This is a genomic window from Arthrobacter sp. GAS37 (assembly GCF_044908325.1).
Lineage (GTDB): Bacteria > Actinomycetota > Actinomycetes > Actinomycetales > Micrococcaceae > Arthrobacter > Arthrobacter ramosus.
The window spans coordinates 110,596-126,281 of the sequence record NZ_JBIYDB010000003.1 but is presented as its reverse complement, the minus strand read 5'-3'; the positions used below and the strand labels follow the sequence as shown (position 1 = coordinate 126,281).

The following is a 15,686-nucleotide window of genomic DNA, read 5'->3' as shown; positions in this document are numbered from 1 at the left end:
CTGCTGATAGATCACGATCGCCGCAACGCTAGCACGCCCGCGACGCAGTGTGCAACGGGCCGGCATCAGGTGCCAGCCAGATCCTCCACAGGGAACGCCACGCCTTCGCCCACCACGCGGAGGCACAGTTCCGTGCCGGGCTTGGTGATGGAAGCGTTCCAGTGCCGGATGGTGATGATTTCGCCACCTCCCGGGTAGGCCAAGGATGCGCCGGCCGCCGCAACGCGCGGAGCGAGCTTGATGCGCACCGTGGTCTCTGGGCCGAAGTAGTCGGTATCAACCACGACGCCGCGGATGGGACCGTCGGGCGCAATCCGGATCTGTTCCGGGCGGAGCATCAACTGTACGAGGCCCTGTGCCGGGGGACGGCGTACGGGTATGCCTCCCAAGGAACACGTGGCCAGGGAGCCTTCCATCCACGCGTCCAGGATGACGGCATCGCCGAGGAATTCGGCCGTTGCCCGGTCTGCGGGGCGCGTGTACACAACGAACGGGTTGCCGATCTGCGCCAGCTTGCCGCCGCGCATGATCGCCACTTGATCCGCGAAGGACAGGGCCTCGGCTTGATCGTGCGTCACCAAAATGGTGGTGACCCCGGCTTCGTTCAGGACCTTCGCTACGGCGCGCCGGGTGGCCACGCGGAGGCCGGCGTCGAGCGCGGAGAACGGTTCGTCGAGCAGCATGAGTTGCGGTTCGCGGGCCAGTGCCCGGGCGAGTGCCACCCGTTGCTGCTGGCCTCCCGAGAGTTGGTGGGGCCGCCTCTTTGCCATGTCTGCATCGAGGGAAACCATGTCGAGCAACTCCTGGACGCGCGTCTTCACGGCGCGGCGGCCGCCGTCGAGCGCTGACTTGTCCAGCCCGAACGCGATGTTCTGCCCCACCGTAAGGTGCGGGAAGAGCGCGCCGTCCTGGGCAACATAGCCAACATGCCGCTTGTGGGCGGGTACCCAGATCCCGTTCCCGGCTACCTTGTTTCCGTTCAGGCTGATGGAACCGGTGTCCGGGTGTTCAAAGCCGGCGATCAAGCGCAACAGGGTGGTCTTGCCGGAACCGGAAGGCCCGACGACGGCGGTGGTTCCACCCTTGGCCACGGAGAGGTTCACGCCCTTCAGCACGGCCTGCGAGCCGAAGTTCTTGGTGACCTCGGCGATGTCCAGATGTGTGTTGGTGGTGGGAGCCACCGAAGCCGCTACGCGGGGTGACGGAAGCCTTGAGGGGGATTGTTCGGTCACTGTCCGGCTACTTTCTTGGACTGTTGGAAAAGCAAGTACGTCATGGGGGCAGACAACAGGATCATGAGCAAGGCGTAGGGTGCCGCGCCCGAATAATCGATCTCGCTGCTCTTGCTCCAGAACTCGGTGGCCAGGGTGTGCGTGCCGTTGGGGGATAGCAGCAGTGTTGCCGTCAGTTCGTTGACGATGGCGAGGAACACCAGCGCAGCCCCGCCGGCGGCGGCCGGAGCTGTAAGGCGCAGCGTCACTTTCAGGAAGGACACCAGCGGGGCCTTGCCGAGCGATTGCGCAGCCTCGTCGAGTTCCTTGGGGGCCTGAGCCAGTCCGGAACGGATGTTGACCAGGGCCCGCGGCAGGAACAGCAGCACATAGGCAGCAATCAGGACCCCGGACGTCTGGTACACGCCCGGAACCATGCGGATGCTCACGGTCACGAAGGCGAGGCCCACCACGATGCCGGGCAGGGAACTGGTGACGTAATTGGAGAGTTCCAGCATCTTGCTGAACCAGCTCGGGTGCCGCACGGCCAGATAGGCCATGGGGAAGCCGACGACGATTGTCGCCGCGGCGCCCGCGGTGCCGTAAGCGAGGGTCTGGAGCAGTGCCGGAAGGAATTCGTCGGCTGACCAGACGCGGGCGCCACCGGCCAGCACCCAGCGCAGGACAAAAAAGATCGGCAATCCGAAGGCCAAAACGGTGAGGGCAAGCAGGGCGAGCTGTGACGGAATCTGGTAGTGGTGCAGAGGAAGCTTAGTTGGCTTGGCCTGGGCGCCGGAACCGATGCGGGCGTAGCGTGCGTTACCGCGGCTCCTGACTTCGGCCAGGAGCAGGATGAGGCAGAAGAACACCAGGACGCTCGCCAACATGTTCCCGGCGGTGCCGTTGAACGTGGATTGGAACTGGGTCATGATCGCGGTGGTGAACGTGTCGAAGCGGATCATCGCGAACGCGCCGTATTCGGCCAGCAGGTGCAGCGACACCAGGAGCGCGCCACCCGTCATGGCGATCCGTAGTTGAGGCAGGACAACCCGGAAGAAGATGGCCCACGGTCCCAAGCCAAGGGAGGCTGCGGACTGCTCAATCGCGGGGTCGAGGCGCCCAAGCGTCGCCGCCGCGGGAATGTAGACAAGGGGGAAATAGGAAAGCGTGGCGATGAGTACGCCGGACCAGATGCCCTCCAGTGAGGGGACTGCGGTCACCCACGCATAGCTGTTGACGAACGCCGGGATGGCCAGTGGGGCTGCCAGGGCCACGGCCCACCAGCGATGTCCCCGAAGTCTGGTCCGCTCCACGAGCCACGCGCCACCGACTCCCAACACCAGGCATATGGGCACCGTAAAGACCACCAGCATGACGGTGTTGAGGAGCAGCTCGCCAACGCGCGGCCGGAAGATGAGCGCGACGGCGGTGTCCCACCCGGTCGCGGCCGTCATGTAAGCGACGTACCCCAGCGGGATGAGCGAAAACAGTGCGATCAGCACGGCCAGGAGGGATATTGCGGAAACGCCGAAAGGCGGGCGGGGGCGCTTGCCCCTGCCCGCCGTCGTCGTGCTCGCCGAAGCCCCGGGAATTTCCGGGGAGATGCGGGCCGATAGATCAGTGGTCACAGAATTACAGCAGTCCTGCCTTGGTCATCAGGTCGGTGACCTTTGCGGAGTTCAATTTGGCCGGATCCACGGCGGGAGCTTGCAGATCCTTGATGGGAACGAGTTTAGCGTTCGAGTCCACGTTGGAAGCGATCGCGTATTCGTAGGAAGTGCCGTTCTTGAGGACTTCCTGGCCCTGCTTGCCGGTGATGAACTTGATGAAGGCCTGGGCAGCTGCGGAGTTCTTGGAGGATTTCAGCACGCCGCCGCCGGAGACGGACAGGAAGGCGCCCGGGTCCTGGTTCTTGAAGAAGTACGGGGTGACCTTGTTGGAGTTCTCGCCGGTCTTGGCCTGGTCGCCGTAGTAGTAATAGTGGTAGATCAACGCGGCATCGACCTCGCCGGCGTTGACTGCCTTCATCGCAGTGCTGTTGCCCTTGTATGCCTTGAAGTTGTCCTTCATGCCTTTGAGCCACTCCGTGGTGGCGGCCTCGCCCTTTTGTTCGAGGAGGGCCGCAACGATGGCCTGGAAGTCAGCGCCCGACGGCGAAGCGGCCCACCGGCCCTTCCACTCCGGCTTGGCCAGATCCAGCATGGACTTGGGCAGCTTGTCGTCGCTGATCTTAGTTTTGTCGTACACCAGGACGGTGGAGCGGGCAGCAATGCCTGTCCACTTGTTGGTGGACGGACGGTACTCGGCCGGGACCTGGTCCACGGTGGCCTTGTCGATGTCGGCAAAGAGGCCGGCGTTCTCAACCTGGGCCATGGCGGGGGAGTTCTCCGTGAGGAAGACGTCGGCCGGAGATGCCGCGCCTTCCTGGACGATCTGGTTGGAGAGCTCGGTGTCGGAACCTTGGCGGACCGTGACCTTGACGCCGGTCTGCTTCGTGAACGCGTCTACCCATTCCTTGGTCAGGGTGTCGTGCTGGGCGTTGTAGACGGTGATTTCGCCGGCCACTTTAGTGGAAGTAGCAGTGTCGGTGGAGGCGGAGCCGGTGGCTGCGGAGGAGGCGGTGCCGTTGCCGCAAGCGGCCAAGCTGAGGGCTGCAGTGGCGGCGAGTGCGATGGCGGTCAGCGCATTTGCGCGAATCTTCATGAGGGCTTCTTTCTGCGAGCAAATCCAAGGGAGCCCGGGGGAAGAACTGCGGGCTCACAGCTTGAAACTTTAGGTTAGCCATACCTAAATTTCCATCCAGAATGCCCCATCGTGACCGGAATCACATGTATTACGCAAGATTTACATGACCTAATACGCGGGCAGTGGACGTGCCGCTCAGTGCGCCTCGGATTCTTCTGAGTAGACCCTGCTTGCGTAGTCCTCCAAAGCCTGTGCGCATTGGGCCAGGGCGGCATCCGCCTCAGTGGAACCAGGTGCCTGGAAGGTGTCACGCGCCCGGATCTTGGCGAGCCAGTTGACGAGCTTTGTGTAGTCGACCTCGTTTTCCTCGAGCTCGGCATACGTGAAGTGGTTGGCCTGGTATTCCTTCTCGATCCCGGCGAGAAAATCCTTGCAGCGGTCAACGATCTCGTCGTATTCGTCGGTGCGGGCCGATTGGTACAGGTTGAGGATGTGGGAGTCGCCTGCGATGACGGTGGAAGACATCAGGATTGCCGTTCCGGGCATGTCAAGGATTTCGTGGCGCAGTTTCTGGAGTGCCCGTTCCGCTGCCGGTGACTTCGGGAGCGCTGCGATCGAGTTTTGCAGATAGACGGCGCCCAATCCTTTGAGCCGCCGCCAGACCGCTGCCCGCAACCGGGTGGGCTCGGAGGGGACGCGATAGACGAGGATCAGCCATTCGGCTGCCTCTCCCGCGTCCGGAGTGTCGGTCGATTCGGCAAGGCGCATGTTCGGATTCTATCCGCCGCCGCCCCGCCACCACTCTGTGGCTCCCGTCTGGCTTTCCAAAGGCGTCAGGGGCGGGGTGTTGACAGCCCTTAACTTTTCATTCACTAGAACAGTAGAATCTGTTATGAGCCTAAGGTCACGACTATTAGGTTGATGATCTAACAGCCGTTACAACTTCGAAAGAGAGCGACACCCTTGAATACCACTGCGTTGCTGCTGTCCGTCTTCCTTGCCTGTTTGGTCGAAGCAGTGGAAGCTGCCACCATCGTCCTGGCGGCAGGCACGGCCCGTGACTGGCGTTCAGCCCTTTCCGGCGTCGGCGCCGGCCTGGTTGTCCTGGCCGCCGTCGTCATCGTCTTCGGGCCCGCGATCGCCCTGATTCCCTTGGACATCCTGCGCATTTTCGTCGGAGGGCTCCTCCTTGTCTTCGGCCTCCAGTGGATGCGCAAGGCCATCCTTCGCGCCAGTGGTCACAGGGCCCTCCACGACGAGGACGAGATCTATCGTCGGGAACTTGCCGCGGCAGAGTCCGCGTCCGGTGGGTCCGGCTTCGGAGTGAGCGATTGGTACGCCTTCACCCTCTCCTTCAAAGGCGTCCTGCTCGAAGGACTGGAAGTTGCGTTCATCGTGGTCACCTTCGGCAACATCCAAGGTCAACTCGGACTGGCCGCGTGGACCGCCGCAGCGGCAGTTGTCCTGGTGGCCGTGGCGGCGATCATCGTGCGCGGACCCCTTTCCCGCGTTCCGGAGAACACCATGAAGTTCATCGTCGGCATCATGCTGACGGGCTTCGGCATCTTCTGGGGCGCCGAGGGTGCCGGCGCCGTGTGGCCCGTGGCTGATCTGTCCCTCCTGGTCATCATCCCGGCCTTGGCTGTCATCGCCCTGGCGATCGTGCTTGTGCTTCGCCGCCGTCCGTCCAAAGCAACGCCCGCCGCGGTGTCCGCGCCAGTCCATTCCGACCCAGGCTTCAGCGGTGCCATCCCCGACGGCGGTTCTCCGGCGGGAGCATCCTTGGAATCAGCTGATCCGGAAACCGCCGCAGCGCGGACCCGCACCGTGACCGCCGGGGCGACCCCTCCTGAAGGGCCACGCAAGACCTCGGTGGTGGAGTCGCTGAAACGGTTCGGCTTGTTCTGGTACGACTTCATCATTGGCGACGACTGGAGGGTGGCCCTTGCCGTAGCCGCGTCCTTTGCGGTCACCGCGGCGCTCAGCTCCGTGGGAGTCGCGGGGAGCTGGTGGGTGGTCCCCGCCGTCGCGGTTTTGACGCTTCCCATGGCGCTTTCCCGCGTGGTCCGCAAGTCCTGATCGCGGTCGATGGACCCGGGCTGATGAGGTAGCTGGAGAGACGCAGATCGGCTGCAGGCTAACGCAAGCGTGCCGCTGGCCGACAGTAGGAACTGAACCGCCCTCCTACAAGCGTCTCCCTAGCTAAAGCAGAAACGGCCCATGATCGTTGTCACCCGCCTGAACGGCACCCGCTTTGCCGTGAATCCGGACATTATTGAACGGATCCACGAGAGCCCGGACACCCACCTGGTGACGCTCGACGGCGCTACGTACGTTGTGCGGGAAAGCCTCGCGGAGGTAGTGGAACTGATTGCGAATTACCGGGCCTATATTCTTCGGCGGGCACAGGATCTCCCCACCGTGACGGGCTATCCCTTGAGCCTCGTGCGCACACCGGACCCGGACGGAAGGTAAGCCGTGGATCCCTCAACAATAATCGGCCTGTTCCTGGCCTTCGGCTCGGTGGTCGCCATGGTGACCCTCGAAGACGCCAACCTCATGGCCCTCCTGCTTCCCGCGCCCATGGTCCTGGTTTTCGGTGCCACCCTGGCCGTAGGTCTGGCCGGGAATACCTTCCGGGACACCGTGCGGGCGTTCAAGGACCTCCCCAAAGCGTTCAAGGGAAAGACGGACAAGCCGCAGGACAGTATCGACCAGCTGATCGGTTTTGCCGAGAAGGCGCGGAGCGAGGGTCTTCTCTCCCTTGAAGAGGCGGCTGTGGACGAGAAAGATCCCTTTCTGGCCCGGGCACTCCAGAACATCGCCGACGGCACGGATGCTGAAGAGCTGCGCATCCTCATGGAAGACGAGATCGATTCCAAGATGCGCAGCGACCACGTCTCTACCAAGTTCTTCGCCAGCTTGGGCGGTTACGCACCAACCATCGGCATTATCGGCACGGTGGTATCCCTGACCCACGTCCTTGAAAACCTCTCCTCCCCGGATCATCTGGGACCAATGATCGCCTCCGCTTTCGTGGCTACCCTCTGGGGTTTGTTGTCCGCGAACTTCATCTGGTTGCCGTTCGCCTCGCGGCTCAAACGACTGTCCGAGCTCGAAATCGAGCGGATGACCCTCCTGATGGAGGGCATCCTGGCGGTGCAAAACGGGACCCAGCCTCTCCTGCTCGCCGAACGGCTCCGTGCCATGGTTCCCGCAGACAGGCTCGGCAAAGCGAAATCCGCAAAGAAGAGCGACGACGACGAAGCCCGCCCCGGCAAATTCGCTTCGTCCAAGGCGGCATGAGGTCCCGGCGCCGCCGCGGTTCTCCTCCGGCGGAAGAACACGTCGACGAACGCTGGATGGCTTCCTACATGGACATGGTTACGGTGCTCATGTGCATGTTCATCGTGCTCTTCGCAATGTCCACCGTGGACCAGGCCAAATTCGACAAGCTCCGCAATTCGCTGGCCACGGGTTTCGGCACGGTGGCCAGCCAGAAGGTGGACACCGCCACCGGGACCGTCGTTCCGCCGGAATACACAAGCGCCGACGCCCAGGGATTCTCCAACCTGGACCTGGCCCTCAAGGAAGCGGACCGGCTCACGGCCTTGCGCGACGAGATGAAGTCCAAGCTCGACGCCGCGGGGCTGGGTGCCAATGTGCAGTTCCAGATCAGCGAACGCGGACTCACGGTGAAACTCGTAGGATCGCAGACCTTCTTCGAACCCGACCGGCCGGAACTCACGCCCCGCGCGAGCGAGGTTCTTGGCATGATTGCACCTCCCATGGCCAAGGCGGCCCTTGAGGTCATGGTCGAAGGCCATGCCGCAAACGGCGTCACCTCGTACCCCTCCACGTGGGAGCTCTCTTCGGCGCGCTCCGTCAACGTCCTGAGGTACCTCGTCGACCATGGGGGCATTTCGGCAGGGCACATCGGCGCCGTCGCGTTCGGATCCGCCAGGCAGGTCAACGATGATTCCACCGAGGCGCTGATGGAGCTCAACCGCAGGGTCGACGTCGTCGTCCTCTCGGATAAACCCGAAGTGGTCCGCGCCCTCATCCCCGAGGCACTCAAGGCGAGGGCCGGCGGCCAATAGGGCGGCGCGCTTGTCGCGGCAGGCGACCGGACGGCGTCGGGATCCGTGGAAATGACCAGCGTGCCGAGGTACGCTCGTGGCATGACCCCGGAAGACATCGCCAGGCTCACGTACTTGCGCAAGGCCCGCGACCTGATCGACCGCGAGTACGCCGAGCCGCTCGACGTGCCGACCATGGCCAGCCATGCGTTCATGTCACCGGCGCACTTCTCGCGGCAGTTCCGGGCCGCTTATGGCGAGACCCCTTACAACTACCTCATGACCCGCCGCATCGAGCGGGCGATGGCACTCCTGCGCGGCGGAATGAGCGTGACCGACGCATGCATGGAAGTCGGTTGTACGTCGCTTGGCTCCTTCAGCTCGCGTTTCACTGAACTCGTGGGGGTGCCGCCCAGCACGTACCGCGCCCGCGAACACCTGGCCGTGGCAGCCATGCCTGCGTGCGTGGCGAAGATCCGCACGCGGCCCAGCCGGAACGAAGCGAACAAGCGCCGGGAAGCGCTTGCGGTCGCCGCCGACTGACTAGCTGAAGCCGTAGCCGGCCAACATACGCCAGAGGTTCCGCCCCCGGATGGGGCGGGACCTCTGCTGCGTCCGGGACGTCTACTAGCCGGGACCACCGGAAATGTCGGTCACATTTGATTTGCGGAAGATACATGCCGTCACAACCGCATTTGAGGATTATTCTGAAGCCATGCCAAATATTCGAGTATCTGAAGCAGCTCGGTTCCTGGGCGTCAGTGACGACACCGTCCGGCGCTGGACCGAGAACGGCATCCTGACCCCCGTCAAGGATGATTCCGGACGGCTGGCCGTGGATGGGCTGGAACTTGCCCACGTCGCGAGGGACCAGGCCCAACTGCCTGAGGATCCCACCCGGGTGGGCCGTTCGGCACGCAACCACTTCGTCGGCCTGGTCACCGGCATCACGGCCGACAAGGTCATGGCACAGGTGGAACTCCAATGCGGTCCCTTCCGTGTCGTCTCCCTCATGAGCAGCGAGGCGGTCCGGGAGCTCGGGCTCGAACTCGGCTCGGTCGCCACAGCCGTGGTCAAGGCGACCACCGTCATCATCGAAACACCCCAAGGAAAGAGCGTCATATGAGGATCACCCGCAAGCCTTTCGCCGCGCTGCTCGTTGCCGGCGCCCTCGCGGCCAGCCTGGCCGGCTGCGGTTCAGGCAGTCCCGCCAGCACTGTAAGCAGCGGATCCGCCAGCGCCAGCGCAACGCCAAAGCTCTCCGGTACGGTGACGGTTTACGCGGCTGCCTCGCTGAAGGCAACGTTCACCAAGCTGGCCGGCGAATTCGAGGCTGCGAACCCGGGCACCAAAGTAGCCCTGAGCTTCGCCGGGTCTTCAGACCTCGTCACGCAGATCACCCAGGGCGCTCCGGCGGACGTTTTTGCCTCGGCAGACACGAAGAACATGGCCAAGCTCTCCGACGCCAAGCTGCTTGACGGAACGGCCAAGAATTTCGCCACCAACGTCCTGACCATTGCCGTCCCGCCGTCCAACCCGGCGTCGATCAGTTCCTTCGCGGACCTGGCCAAGCCGGGGGTCAAGGTGGTTGTCTGCGCCAGCCAAGTACCCTGCGGCTCCGCAGCCCAAACTATCGAGAAGGCCACCGGCACAACCCTGAAGCCTGTCAGCGAAGAGTCTTCCGTGACTGACGTCCTGGGCAAGGTCGCCTCCGGGGAGGCCGACGCCGGACTCGTCTACGTCACCGACGTCAAGGGCTCCGGGGACAAGGTCAAGGGCATCACTTTCCCCGAGTCTGACAAGGCCGTCAACACATACCCGATCGGCACCGTCGGCACCAGCAAGAACAAGGACCTGGCCGCGGCTTTCATCGCGCTGGTGACAGGAAGCGAAGGCAAGAAGGTTCTCGGCGACGCCGGCTTCGGAACGCCGTAGCCCCCTGGAAAGAAGCGAGCAGGATTCGAGAAGCGCTCGTCAACGCTTCCGACTAACGTCGTTGCCATGACTATTTCACTGCAGTACTCACACATCACTGTCAACGATCCCGACGAAGCACTCACCTTCTACCGGGACGCCCTCGGCCTTGAGGTGCTCAACGACGTCGCGCAGGGCGGATTCCGTTGGGTGACGCTCGGCAGCGCGGACCAGCCGGGTGTTGAAATCGTGCTTTCCGAGCCGCACGCGGGCCGCTCCAAGGCCGACGGCGACTCCCTCCAGGAGCTGCTCACCAAGGGCGTCCTGGGGCCGATCGTCTTCCGCTCCGACGACGTCGACACGCTCTTCGAGAAGGTCAGGGCTTCCGGCGCGGAGGTCATGCAGGAGCCGATCGACCAGCCGTGGGGTCCCCGCGACTGCGCCTTCCGCGATCCTTCGGGCAACATGGTGAGGATTTCGCAGGCTCCGGCCGCGTAGCTTGACCTGCATGCCCGGGCACGTTGGGTCTATTCTTAGCGGTGAAGACCAGCTGTTCCGGTTCCGCGTGCAACCGGAGTCTGCCGCAAAGGAAGATTCGGGGATCTGAGGCTCACCATGGATGCTGCACACGCCGCCCTGGAGTTCTCCGCGCCCCTCCAAGGCACCTTCCATGGTTGACCCCGGCGTTGCAGGGGGAGCTCTTGGTGACGCTGATCTGTGTACACCGTTTCTGACCCAGCTACCCGTGAGCGGGGCTGCCGTGTCCATGTTCGGCGGGGCCGCGTCGGAGACCCTCGTGTGCGCGAGCGATCCGCTGGCGGCCAGGCTAGATGAGCTGCAGTTTGATTTGGGGGAAGGTCCAAGATGGGAAGCCTTGCATACCAAGCTCCCGGTTCTGGTCCCCGACGTGCGATATTCCCACCCGTACTCGTGGCCGGTTTTTAGCAAAGCAGTCCTGGAGACCGAAGCTGCGGCGCTGTTTGCGTTCCCGCTGACCCTGGGCGCTTTGGATCTCGGGGTTGTGGAGCTCTACCATACGAAACCGGGGAGCCTGAGCTACGCCGATTACTCGACAGCATCGGTCCTCGCCGGCCAGACGGCGTGGCACTTATTGCGACGGGTTCTGTCGGTGAACTCGCCCGACACGGACCCCGCCGTGGAAGCCGCGTTGATGTCCCGGCGGGAAATCCACCAGGCCACGGGAATGGTCCTGGCACAATCAGGGAGTTCCGCTGCGGACGCACTTTTATTGATGCGTGCCCACGCGTTCGCGCATGCGCTGTCCTTGCGCGAAACAGCCGAGGCAGTGCTGCGGGGAAGCCTGAGTTTTGCTCCGGGGAATGACACCCATGGCAGTCGTGGTCTGCAGTAATATGGCGACATGGTGACGATAAGCCGTGCCGAGCGCGTCAGTGCGGCCTTCGTAAAGATCACGAACACGTTGGTTGCCGACTACGACGTGCTGGACTTGCTCCATGCGCTTGTCGAGGCATCCGTGGATCTGCTCGATGCCGCCGCTGCCGGGTTGCTGCTTGCTGATCCGCACGGCGAGCTGCAAGTCCTGGCCTCCACCAGCGAGCGAAGCCAGCTTGTTGAAATTCTTCAGCTGCAGGCGGGCTCCGGTCCTTGTGTTGAGTGCTACCGGACAGGAACGCCGGTGGTCGTGGAGGACATACGCTCCTTGAGCGGCCAATGGCCGGAATTCCGGGAGGCCGCCCTGTCACAGGGATTCCGTTCTGTCCACGCAGTACCGATGCGCGTTCAAGGCAGAACCATCGGAGCCATGGGTCTTTTCGGCGAACATTCCGGCGCCTTGACGCCGGAGGACGTTGCCATCGGCCAAGCGCTCGCAGACGTGGCGACCATCGGCATCCTGCAGGAACGCACCATCCGCGAATCGGCGGTGGTCAACGAACAGCTGCAGCGCGCCCTGAACAGCCGGGTCCTCATCGAACAGGCCAAAGGGGTCGTTGCCTACACTGCCGGAGTGGACATGGAAGAGGCATTCGGCCGCTTACGCTCATTTGCACGCGCCAACAACCAGAATCTGCATGACACGGCGGCGCGCGTCATCGACCGGACCCTGACCCTCTAGGCGGCAAAGCCGTCCGCCGGGCTATGCTCTGGTGACCGAGCGAATCCGGAGAAATTCCTGGTGGGACGCTAATTCGATGCCCAGCGCCGCCGCCGAAATATCCTCGAGGGCGTCGATCATCGATTCAAAGGCAGCCCCGTTTCCGGGTTCCGAAGCCTCATCGCCGAATTGGATCGACCGGAAGAACGTAAAGCGCGCCACCTTTATTTTCAGCTCCGAGATGAGCTCCTCGATCTCCGCCAACGGATAATCCCGCCAAATTTCGGAGTCTGGTGGGGCAGAGGGGTGCCTGGCGTGAGAGGTGCGTGTGCTGGGGGCGCCTGGCATGATGTGTGATGTCCTCCTGAAGCGTGCGCCGACAAAGGGCGCTGCCAAGGTCCGGGGCAACACGCCCAGCCTATCCGACATCCAGTCACGCGGAAAGGCTCCGATAATTAGTCCCTTACGCTCACACTTTCCTTGCCGATAGTGGCAACCGTGAGTGAACAGGAAGATCAATCGGCGGGACGGCAGCGCACCGTGGACGTCTATGACTTCCGGAGGCCCACAACTTTGCCGCGCCAGCACAGCCGCGTCCTGGAAGTCGCCTTCGAGACGTTCGCCCGCCAATGGGGAACACAGCTCACGGCCAAGGTCCGCGTGAAATCCGCCGCGACCCTGGAACAGCTCATCATGCAGAGCTACGACGAATACGCCGCGTCCCTCCCTTCGGTCACCTCGATGGTGCTCTGCCGCATTGAGGGCAGCGAGTCGCGGCTGGTCATGCAGTTTCCTGCTACGGCGGCATTGTCCTGGGTCACCCGCATGTTGGGTGGCGCCAGTGAGACGGCGGTCCCGGACCGGAAGTTCACCCAGATCGAGCAGGCGCTCATCAGCCGCATGGTGGAAGACGGACTGGAGGACCTGAGCTATTCGCTTGGCGCCCTGCTGACCACCCCGGTGCGCATGGACGTCATCCAGTACAACTCCCAGTTCGCCCAAGCCGCTGCTCCGGCGGAGCTCATGATCGTGGCCTCATTCACCGTGAAGGTGGGCGAAAGCCTTGCGGCAGCCAGTCTCGCGATGCCCGCAGACGTCCTCCTTTCCGGGCTCGGCGACGTGAATCCCACTGTCCACAGTCGCGACGCCGAGGCGCTGGTCCGCGCCCAGGTCACCCAGGTGCCGGTAGACGTAGCCATCCAGTTGAGCCCCACTCCGGTGACGCCGGCGCAGATCCTGGGCCTCGCCGTCGGGGACGTCATTCCGCTGCCGCATCTGGAGAACCGGCCGTTCGACGTCGCCATCAACGGCACCCGCCTGGCCACCGCAGCACCGGCCCGCAACGGCTCCCGTGCAGCCGCCGTCATCGTAACAATCGAGGAGAACCAGCGATGAGCATCACCCTGACCCTGCACGAGTCCGCGGCCGAGCGTTTGGCGATGCAGTTGCCGACTCCTGCCACGCTTCAGGTCACCGGCATCGTCCCGCCCCAGGCCGCTGCGCCATATGCACCCCTGGCGATCACGGCCACTTTCGTGGGTGCCGTGACCGCGGACTTCGCACTCCTCCTCACGGACCGTTCCTTCCTGGCCGCTGCCGGCGGCGGCTTGAGCGGCGTCGTCTCCGCCGTCGACATCTTGCGTCCGGCGATGGAACACGCAGCCGACGCGTTCGACGCCGGCGTGCTGGGGGAGTTGCGCGAAGAAGACGCCGCCGGGCTGCTGTCCGACTCCGAAACCGCTGTTTTTGAACTGCGCCAAACTACCTTGTCCGACGGCGGGCAGGCGTTCGGCTGGTTCGCCGTCCGGGTCCGCGAACACGGGACCGTGCGGGACACCGCCGCCGCACGGAACGCCCAGTCCGGTGCGGTTTCGGCCCGCCTCGGACTGATCAGCAACGTCGAAATGGCCCTCACCGTGGAAATCGGCCGCACCCGTATGTCCGTGCGCGACGCCCTCGCCCTGGAACCGGGCAAAGTGATCGAACTGGACCGCTCGGCCGGTGCACCCGCGGATGTCCTCCTCAACGGACGGCTGATCGCGCACGGTGAAGTCGTCGTCGTGGACCAGGACTACGCGGTGCGCATCACCCGCATCCTGGACGTCGCCGAGGGAATCTACTAGATGGATTCGCTCATCCTCGGGCTGCGCGTGCTCGTGGCCTTGGGTGCGGTACTGGGGCTCATCTGGATCCTGCAGCGCCGCCTTCTCAAAGGAAAGGCCAAGGGCCGACGCCGGGCCAACACCACCTTGACGGTGGTCAGCCGGCAGACTGTCGGCCAAAAGGCCTCCGTGGTGGTGGTCGACGCCGGCGACAAGCGCTTCCTTTTGGGTGTCACCGAGCACGCCATCAACGTCCTGCACAGCGGCGACGTCCCCGTGGAAATTCCGGAGAGCTCTCCCGCACCCGAGAGCTTCGCCGACATCTTCCGCGACGCCGGTGGCGGTGGACTCACGCGCCGCAGCGAGATCCACCGCCGCAGCGAGCTGGACAAAGCACAGCCAATGCACGGCTCCATCCTTGCCGGTTCCACCTGGCGGCAGGCCGCCGAGGCCATCAGGGGACGCCGGAATTGATTCTGACCCTTGGGCCTGCCGATGCCCGCCGCACCGGCAGGATATTGCTTGCAGTGCGCAGGACGCTTCCCGCGGTGCTCTGTGTCCTGTTGCTGACGGCACTGTTCCTGTGGCTGGGCATGTCCACCGGGCATGCGGCACCGGTCAGCCCGACGCCACCCACCGCGCCAGCAGTTCCCACCGCACCGGCCCAACCGTCCAACGGCAACGTCAGCATCAATATCAATGGGCTGGACGGAAAGCCGTCCACCGCAGTGGTGACCCTGATCGGGATCACGCTGCTCTCCGTGGCTCCTGCCCTGCTGCTCATGATGACCTCGTTCACCAAGATCTTCGTGGTGCTCGCCATGACCCGCAACGCCTTGTCCCTCCCGTCCATCCCGCCCAACCAGGTGCTGGCCGGGCTGGCACTCTTCCTGTCCCTGTTCGTGATGTGGCCCGTGATTTCGGAGATCAACAACGTCGGGATCCAGCCCTACCTGAACGGCACGCTGGACTTCAACGGAGCCGTTTCGGCCGGATCCGCGCCGCTCCAGCACTTCATGGTGGCCCACACCCGGCAAGAAGACATTGCCCTCATGACCCGGGCCGCCAAACTGGATAACCCGGCCAACCCGCAATCGGTCCCGTTGCAGACCCTGATCCCGGCGTTCATGATCTCCGAGCTCCGGGCAGCGTTCATCATCGGCTTCGTCATTTTCATCCCGTTCCTGGTGATCGACCTGGTGGTCTCGGCGGCGCTGATGTCCATGGGCATGATGATGCTTCCGCCGGTGATGATCTCGCTGCCCTTCAAGATCCTGCTGTTCATCCTGGTGGACGGCTGGGGACTCGTGATCACCGCCCTGATCCAGAGTTATTCGAGCGGCTGATGGATACCAACGCAGTCCTGGACATTTGCCTCCAGGCCCTGATCCTCGCGGCCAAGCTTGCCGCGCCCGCCTTGGTGACCGCGCTGGTGGTGGGACTCGCCATTTCCCTCCTGCAGTCCATCACCCAGCTTCAGGAAGCCACCCTCTCCTTCGTGCCCAAGGCAGTCGCCGTGGCCGTGGCCTTGGTGGTGTGCGGACACTGGATGATCACCGAGGCTGTCTCCTTCACCAATGAGCTCTTTGCCCGGATACCCGGGCTGATAGGCGGAGCGTGA

The 15,686-nt window shown here is 63.8% G+C and carries 20 protein-coding genes; 15 read left to right on the top strand and 5 right to left on the bottom strand.

Annotated features, from left to right (window positions below; all coding sequences use genetic code 11):
• Nucleotides 1-65: 65 nt before the first annotated feature.
• The 4 genes from ABH924_RS04270 to ABH924_RS04255 all read right to left on the bottom strand — a co-directional run bounded on the left by ABH924_RS04270 (nt 66) and on the right by ABH924_RS04255 (nt 4,664).
• On the bottom strand, nt 66-1,232 hold the full coding sequence (locus tag ABH924_RS04270) for an ABC transporter ATP-binding protein (protein ID WP_404497149.1): 1,167 nt from the start codon (nt 1,230-1,232) through the stop codon (nt 66-68).
• Complete coding sequence (locus tag ABH924_RS04265; RefSeq protein ID WP_404497148.1) at nt 1,229-2,839, bottom strand: ABC transporter permease; 1,611 nt, start codon at nt 2,837-2,839, stop codon at nt 1,229-1,231. The genes ABH924_RS04270 and ABH924_RS04265 overlap by 4 nt, the downstream gene beginning before the upstream one ends.
• Nucleotides 2,840-2,843: 4 nt before the next feature.
• The gene (locus ABH924_RS04260; protein WP_404497146.1) at nt 2,844-3,914 is read right to left on the bottom strand and encodes an iron ABC transporter substrate-binding protein; all 1,071 of its coding nucleotides are present in this window, start codon (nt 3,912-3,914) and stop codon (nt 2,844-2,846) included.
• A gap of 177 nt (nt 3,915-4,091) precedes the next feature.
• Complete coding sequence (locus ABH924_RS04255; RefSeq protein ID WP_234751500.1) at nt 4,092-4,664, bottom strand: Chromate resistance protein ChrB; 573 nt, start codon at nt 4,662-4,664, stop codon at nt 4,092-4,094.
• A 195-nt stretch (nt 4,665-4,859) separates the two neighbouring features.
• On the opposite strand from ABH924_RS04255, the gene ABH924_RS04250 reads away from it, so the two are divergent.
• From ABH924_RS04250 to ABH924_RS04205, 10 genes are all read left to right on the top strand, one after another.
• Complete coding sequence (locus ABH924_RS04250) at nt 4,860-5,975, top strand: COG4280 domain-containing protein (protein WP_404497144.1); 1,116 nt, start codon at nt 4,860-4,862, stop codon at nt 5,973-5,975.
• Nucleotides 5,976-6,116: 141 nt separating this feature from the next.
• Complete coding sequence (locus ABH924_RS04245; protein ID WP_269994903.1) at nt 6,117-6,371, top strand: flagellar FlbD family protein; 255 nt, start codon at nt 6,117-6,119, stop codon at nt 6,369-6,371.
• 3 nt (nt 6,372-6,374) lie between these two features.
• Nucleotides 6,375-7,202: a motility protein A gene (locus ABH924_RS04240; protein ID WP_404497142.1), complete on the top strand. Its 828-nt coding sequence runs from the start codon at nt 6,375-6,377 to the stop codon at nt 7,200-7,202.
• Entirely contained in the window at nt 7,199-7,996 is a 798-nt protein-coding gene (locus tag ABH924_RS04235) for a flagellar motor protein MotB (protein ID WP_234751505.1), read from the top strand. The genes ABH924_RS04240 and ABH924_RS04235 overlap by 4 nt, the downstream gene beginning before the upstream one ends.
• A gap of 81 nt (nt 7,997-8,077) precedes the next feature.
• Complete coding sequence (locus ABH924_RS04230; protein ID WP_404497140.1) at nt 8,078-8,518, top strand: helix-turn-helix transcriptional regulator; 441 nt, start codon at nt 8,078-8,080, stop codon at nt 8,516-8,518.
• Nucleotides 8,519-8,690: 172 nt separating this feature from the next.
• Nucleotides 8,691-9,101, top strand: a complete 411-nt coding sequence (locus tag ABH924_RS04225) for a molybdopterin-binding protein (RefSeq protein ID WP_404497138.1) — start codon at nt 8,691-8,693, stop codon at nt 9,099-9,101.
• The gene (gene modA, locus ABH924_RS04220) at nt 9,098-9,910 is read left to right on the top strand and encodes a molybdate ABC transporter substrate-binding protein (protein ID WP_404497136.1); all 813 of its coding nucleotides are present in this window, start codon (nt 9,098-9,100) and stop codon (nt 9,908-9,910) included. Before ABH924_RS04225 ends, modA begins: the two co-directional genes overlap by 4 nt.
• Before the next feature lie 66 nt (nt 9,911-9,976).
• Complete coding sequence (locus ABH924_RS04215) at nt 9,977-10,387, top strand: VOC family protein (protein ID WP_234751509.1); 411 nt, start codon at nt 9,977-9,979, stop codon at nt 10,385-10,387.
• A 172-nt stretch (nt 10,388-10,559) separates the two neighbouring features.
• Nucleotides 10,560-11,261 (top strand): GAF and ANTAR domain-containing protein, encoded by a 702-nt coding sequence (locus ABH924_RS04210; protein ID WP_344788720.1) that lies wholly within the window; start codon nt 10,560-10,562, stop codon nt 11,259-11,261.
• A 9-nt stretch (nt 11,262-11,270) separates the two neighbouring features.
• The gene (locus tag ABH924_RS04205; RefSeq protein WP_404497134.1) at nt 11,271-11,984 is read left to right on the top strand and encodes a GAF and ANTAR domain-containing protein; all 714 of its coding nucleotides are present in this window, start codon (nt 11,271-11,273) and stop codon (nt 11,982-11,984) included.
• A gap of 21 nt (nt 11,985-12,005) precedes the next feature.
• Here the strand turns inward: ABH924_RS04205 and ABH924_RS04200 are convergent, their stop codons facing one another.
• Nucleotides 12,006-12,227 carry a hypothetical protein gene (locus ABH924_RS04200; protein WP_404497132.1) on the bottom strand — a complete coding sequence of 74 codons (222 nt, stop codon included), beginning with the start codon at nt 12,225-12,227 and terminating at the stop codon, nt 12,006-12,008.
• Nucleotides 12,228-12,461: 234 nt separating this feature from the next.
• Here ABH924_RS04200 and ABH924_RS04195 point away from each other — a divergent pair, with 234 nt between their 5' ends.
• The 5 genes from ABH924_RS04195 to fliQ are packed head-to-tail and all read left to right on the top strand — an operon-like array spanning nt 12,462 to nt 15,686.
• Nucleotides 12,462-13,358 (top strand): flagellar motor switch protein FliM, encoded by an 897-nt coding sequence (locus ABH924_RS04195; protein ID WP_404497130.1) that lies wholly within the window; start codon nt 12,462-12,464, stop codon nt 13,356-13,358.
• Complete coding sequence (fliN, locus tag ABH924_RS04190; protein ID WP_404497128.1) at nt 13,355-14,086, top strand: flagellar motor switch protein FliN; 732 nt, start codon at nt 13,355-13,357, stop codon at nt 14,084-14,086. The genes ABH924_RS04195 and fliN overlap by 4 nt, the downstream gene beginning before the upstream one ends.
• Nucleotides 14,087-14,539, top strand: a complete 453-nt coding sequence (gene fliO, locus ABH924_RS04185; protein WP_404497126.1) for a flagellar biosynthetic protein FliO — start codon at nt 14,087-14,089, stop codon at nt 14,537-14,539.
• A gap of 2 nt (nt 14,540-14,541) precedes the next feature.
• Nucleotides 14,542-15,411, top strand: a complete 870-nt coding sequence (fliP, locus tag ABH924_RS04180; protein ID WP_404497393.1) for a flagellar type III secretion system pore protein FliP — start codon at nt 14,542-14,544, stop codon at nt 15,409-15,411.
• The gene (gene fliQ / locus ABH924_RS04175; protein ID WP_078106307.1) at nt 15,411-15,686 is read left to right on the top strand and encodes a flagellar biosynthesis protein FliQ; all 276 of its coding nucleotides are present in this window, start codon (nt 15,411-15,413) and stop codon (nt 15,684-15,686) included. The genes fliP and fliQ overlap by 1 nt, the downstream gene beginning before the upstream one ends.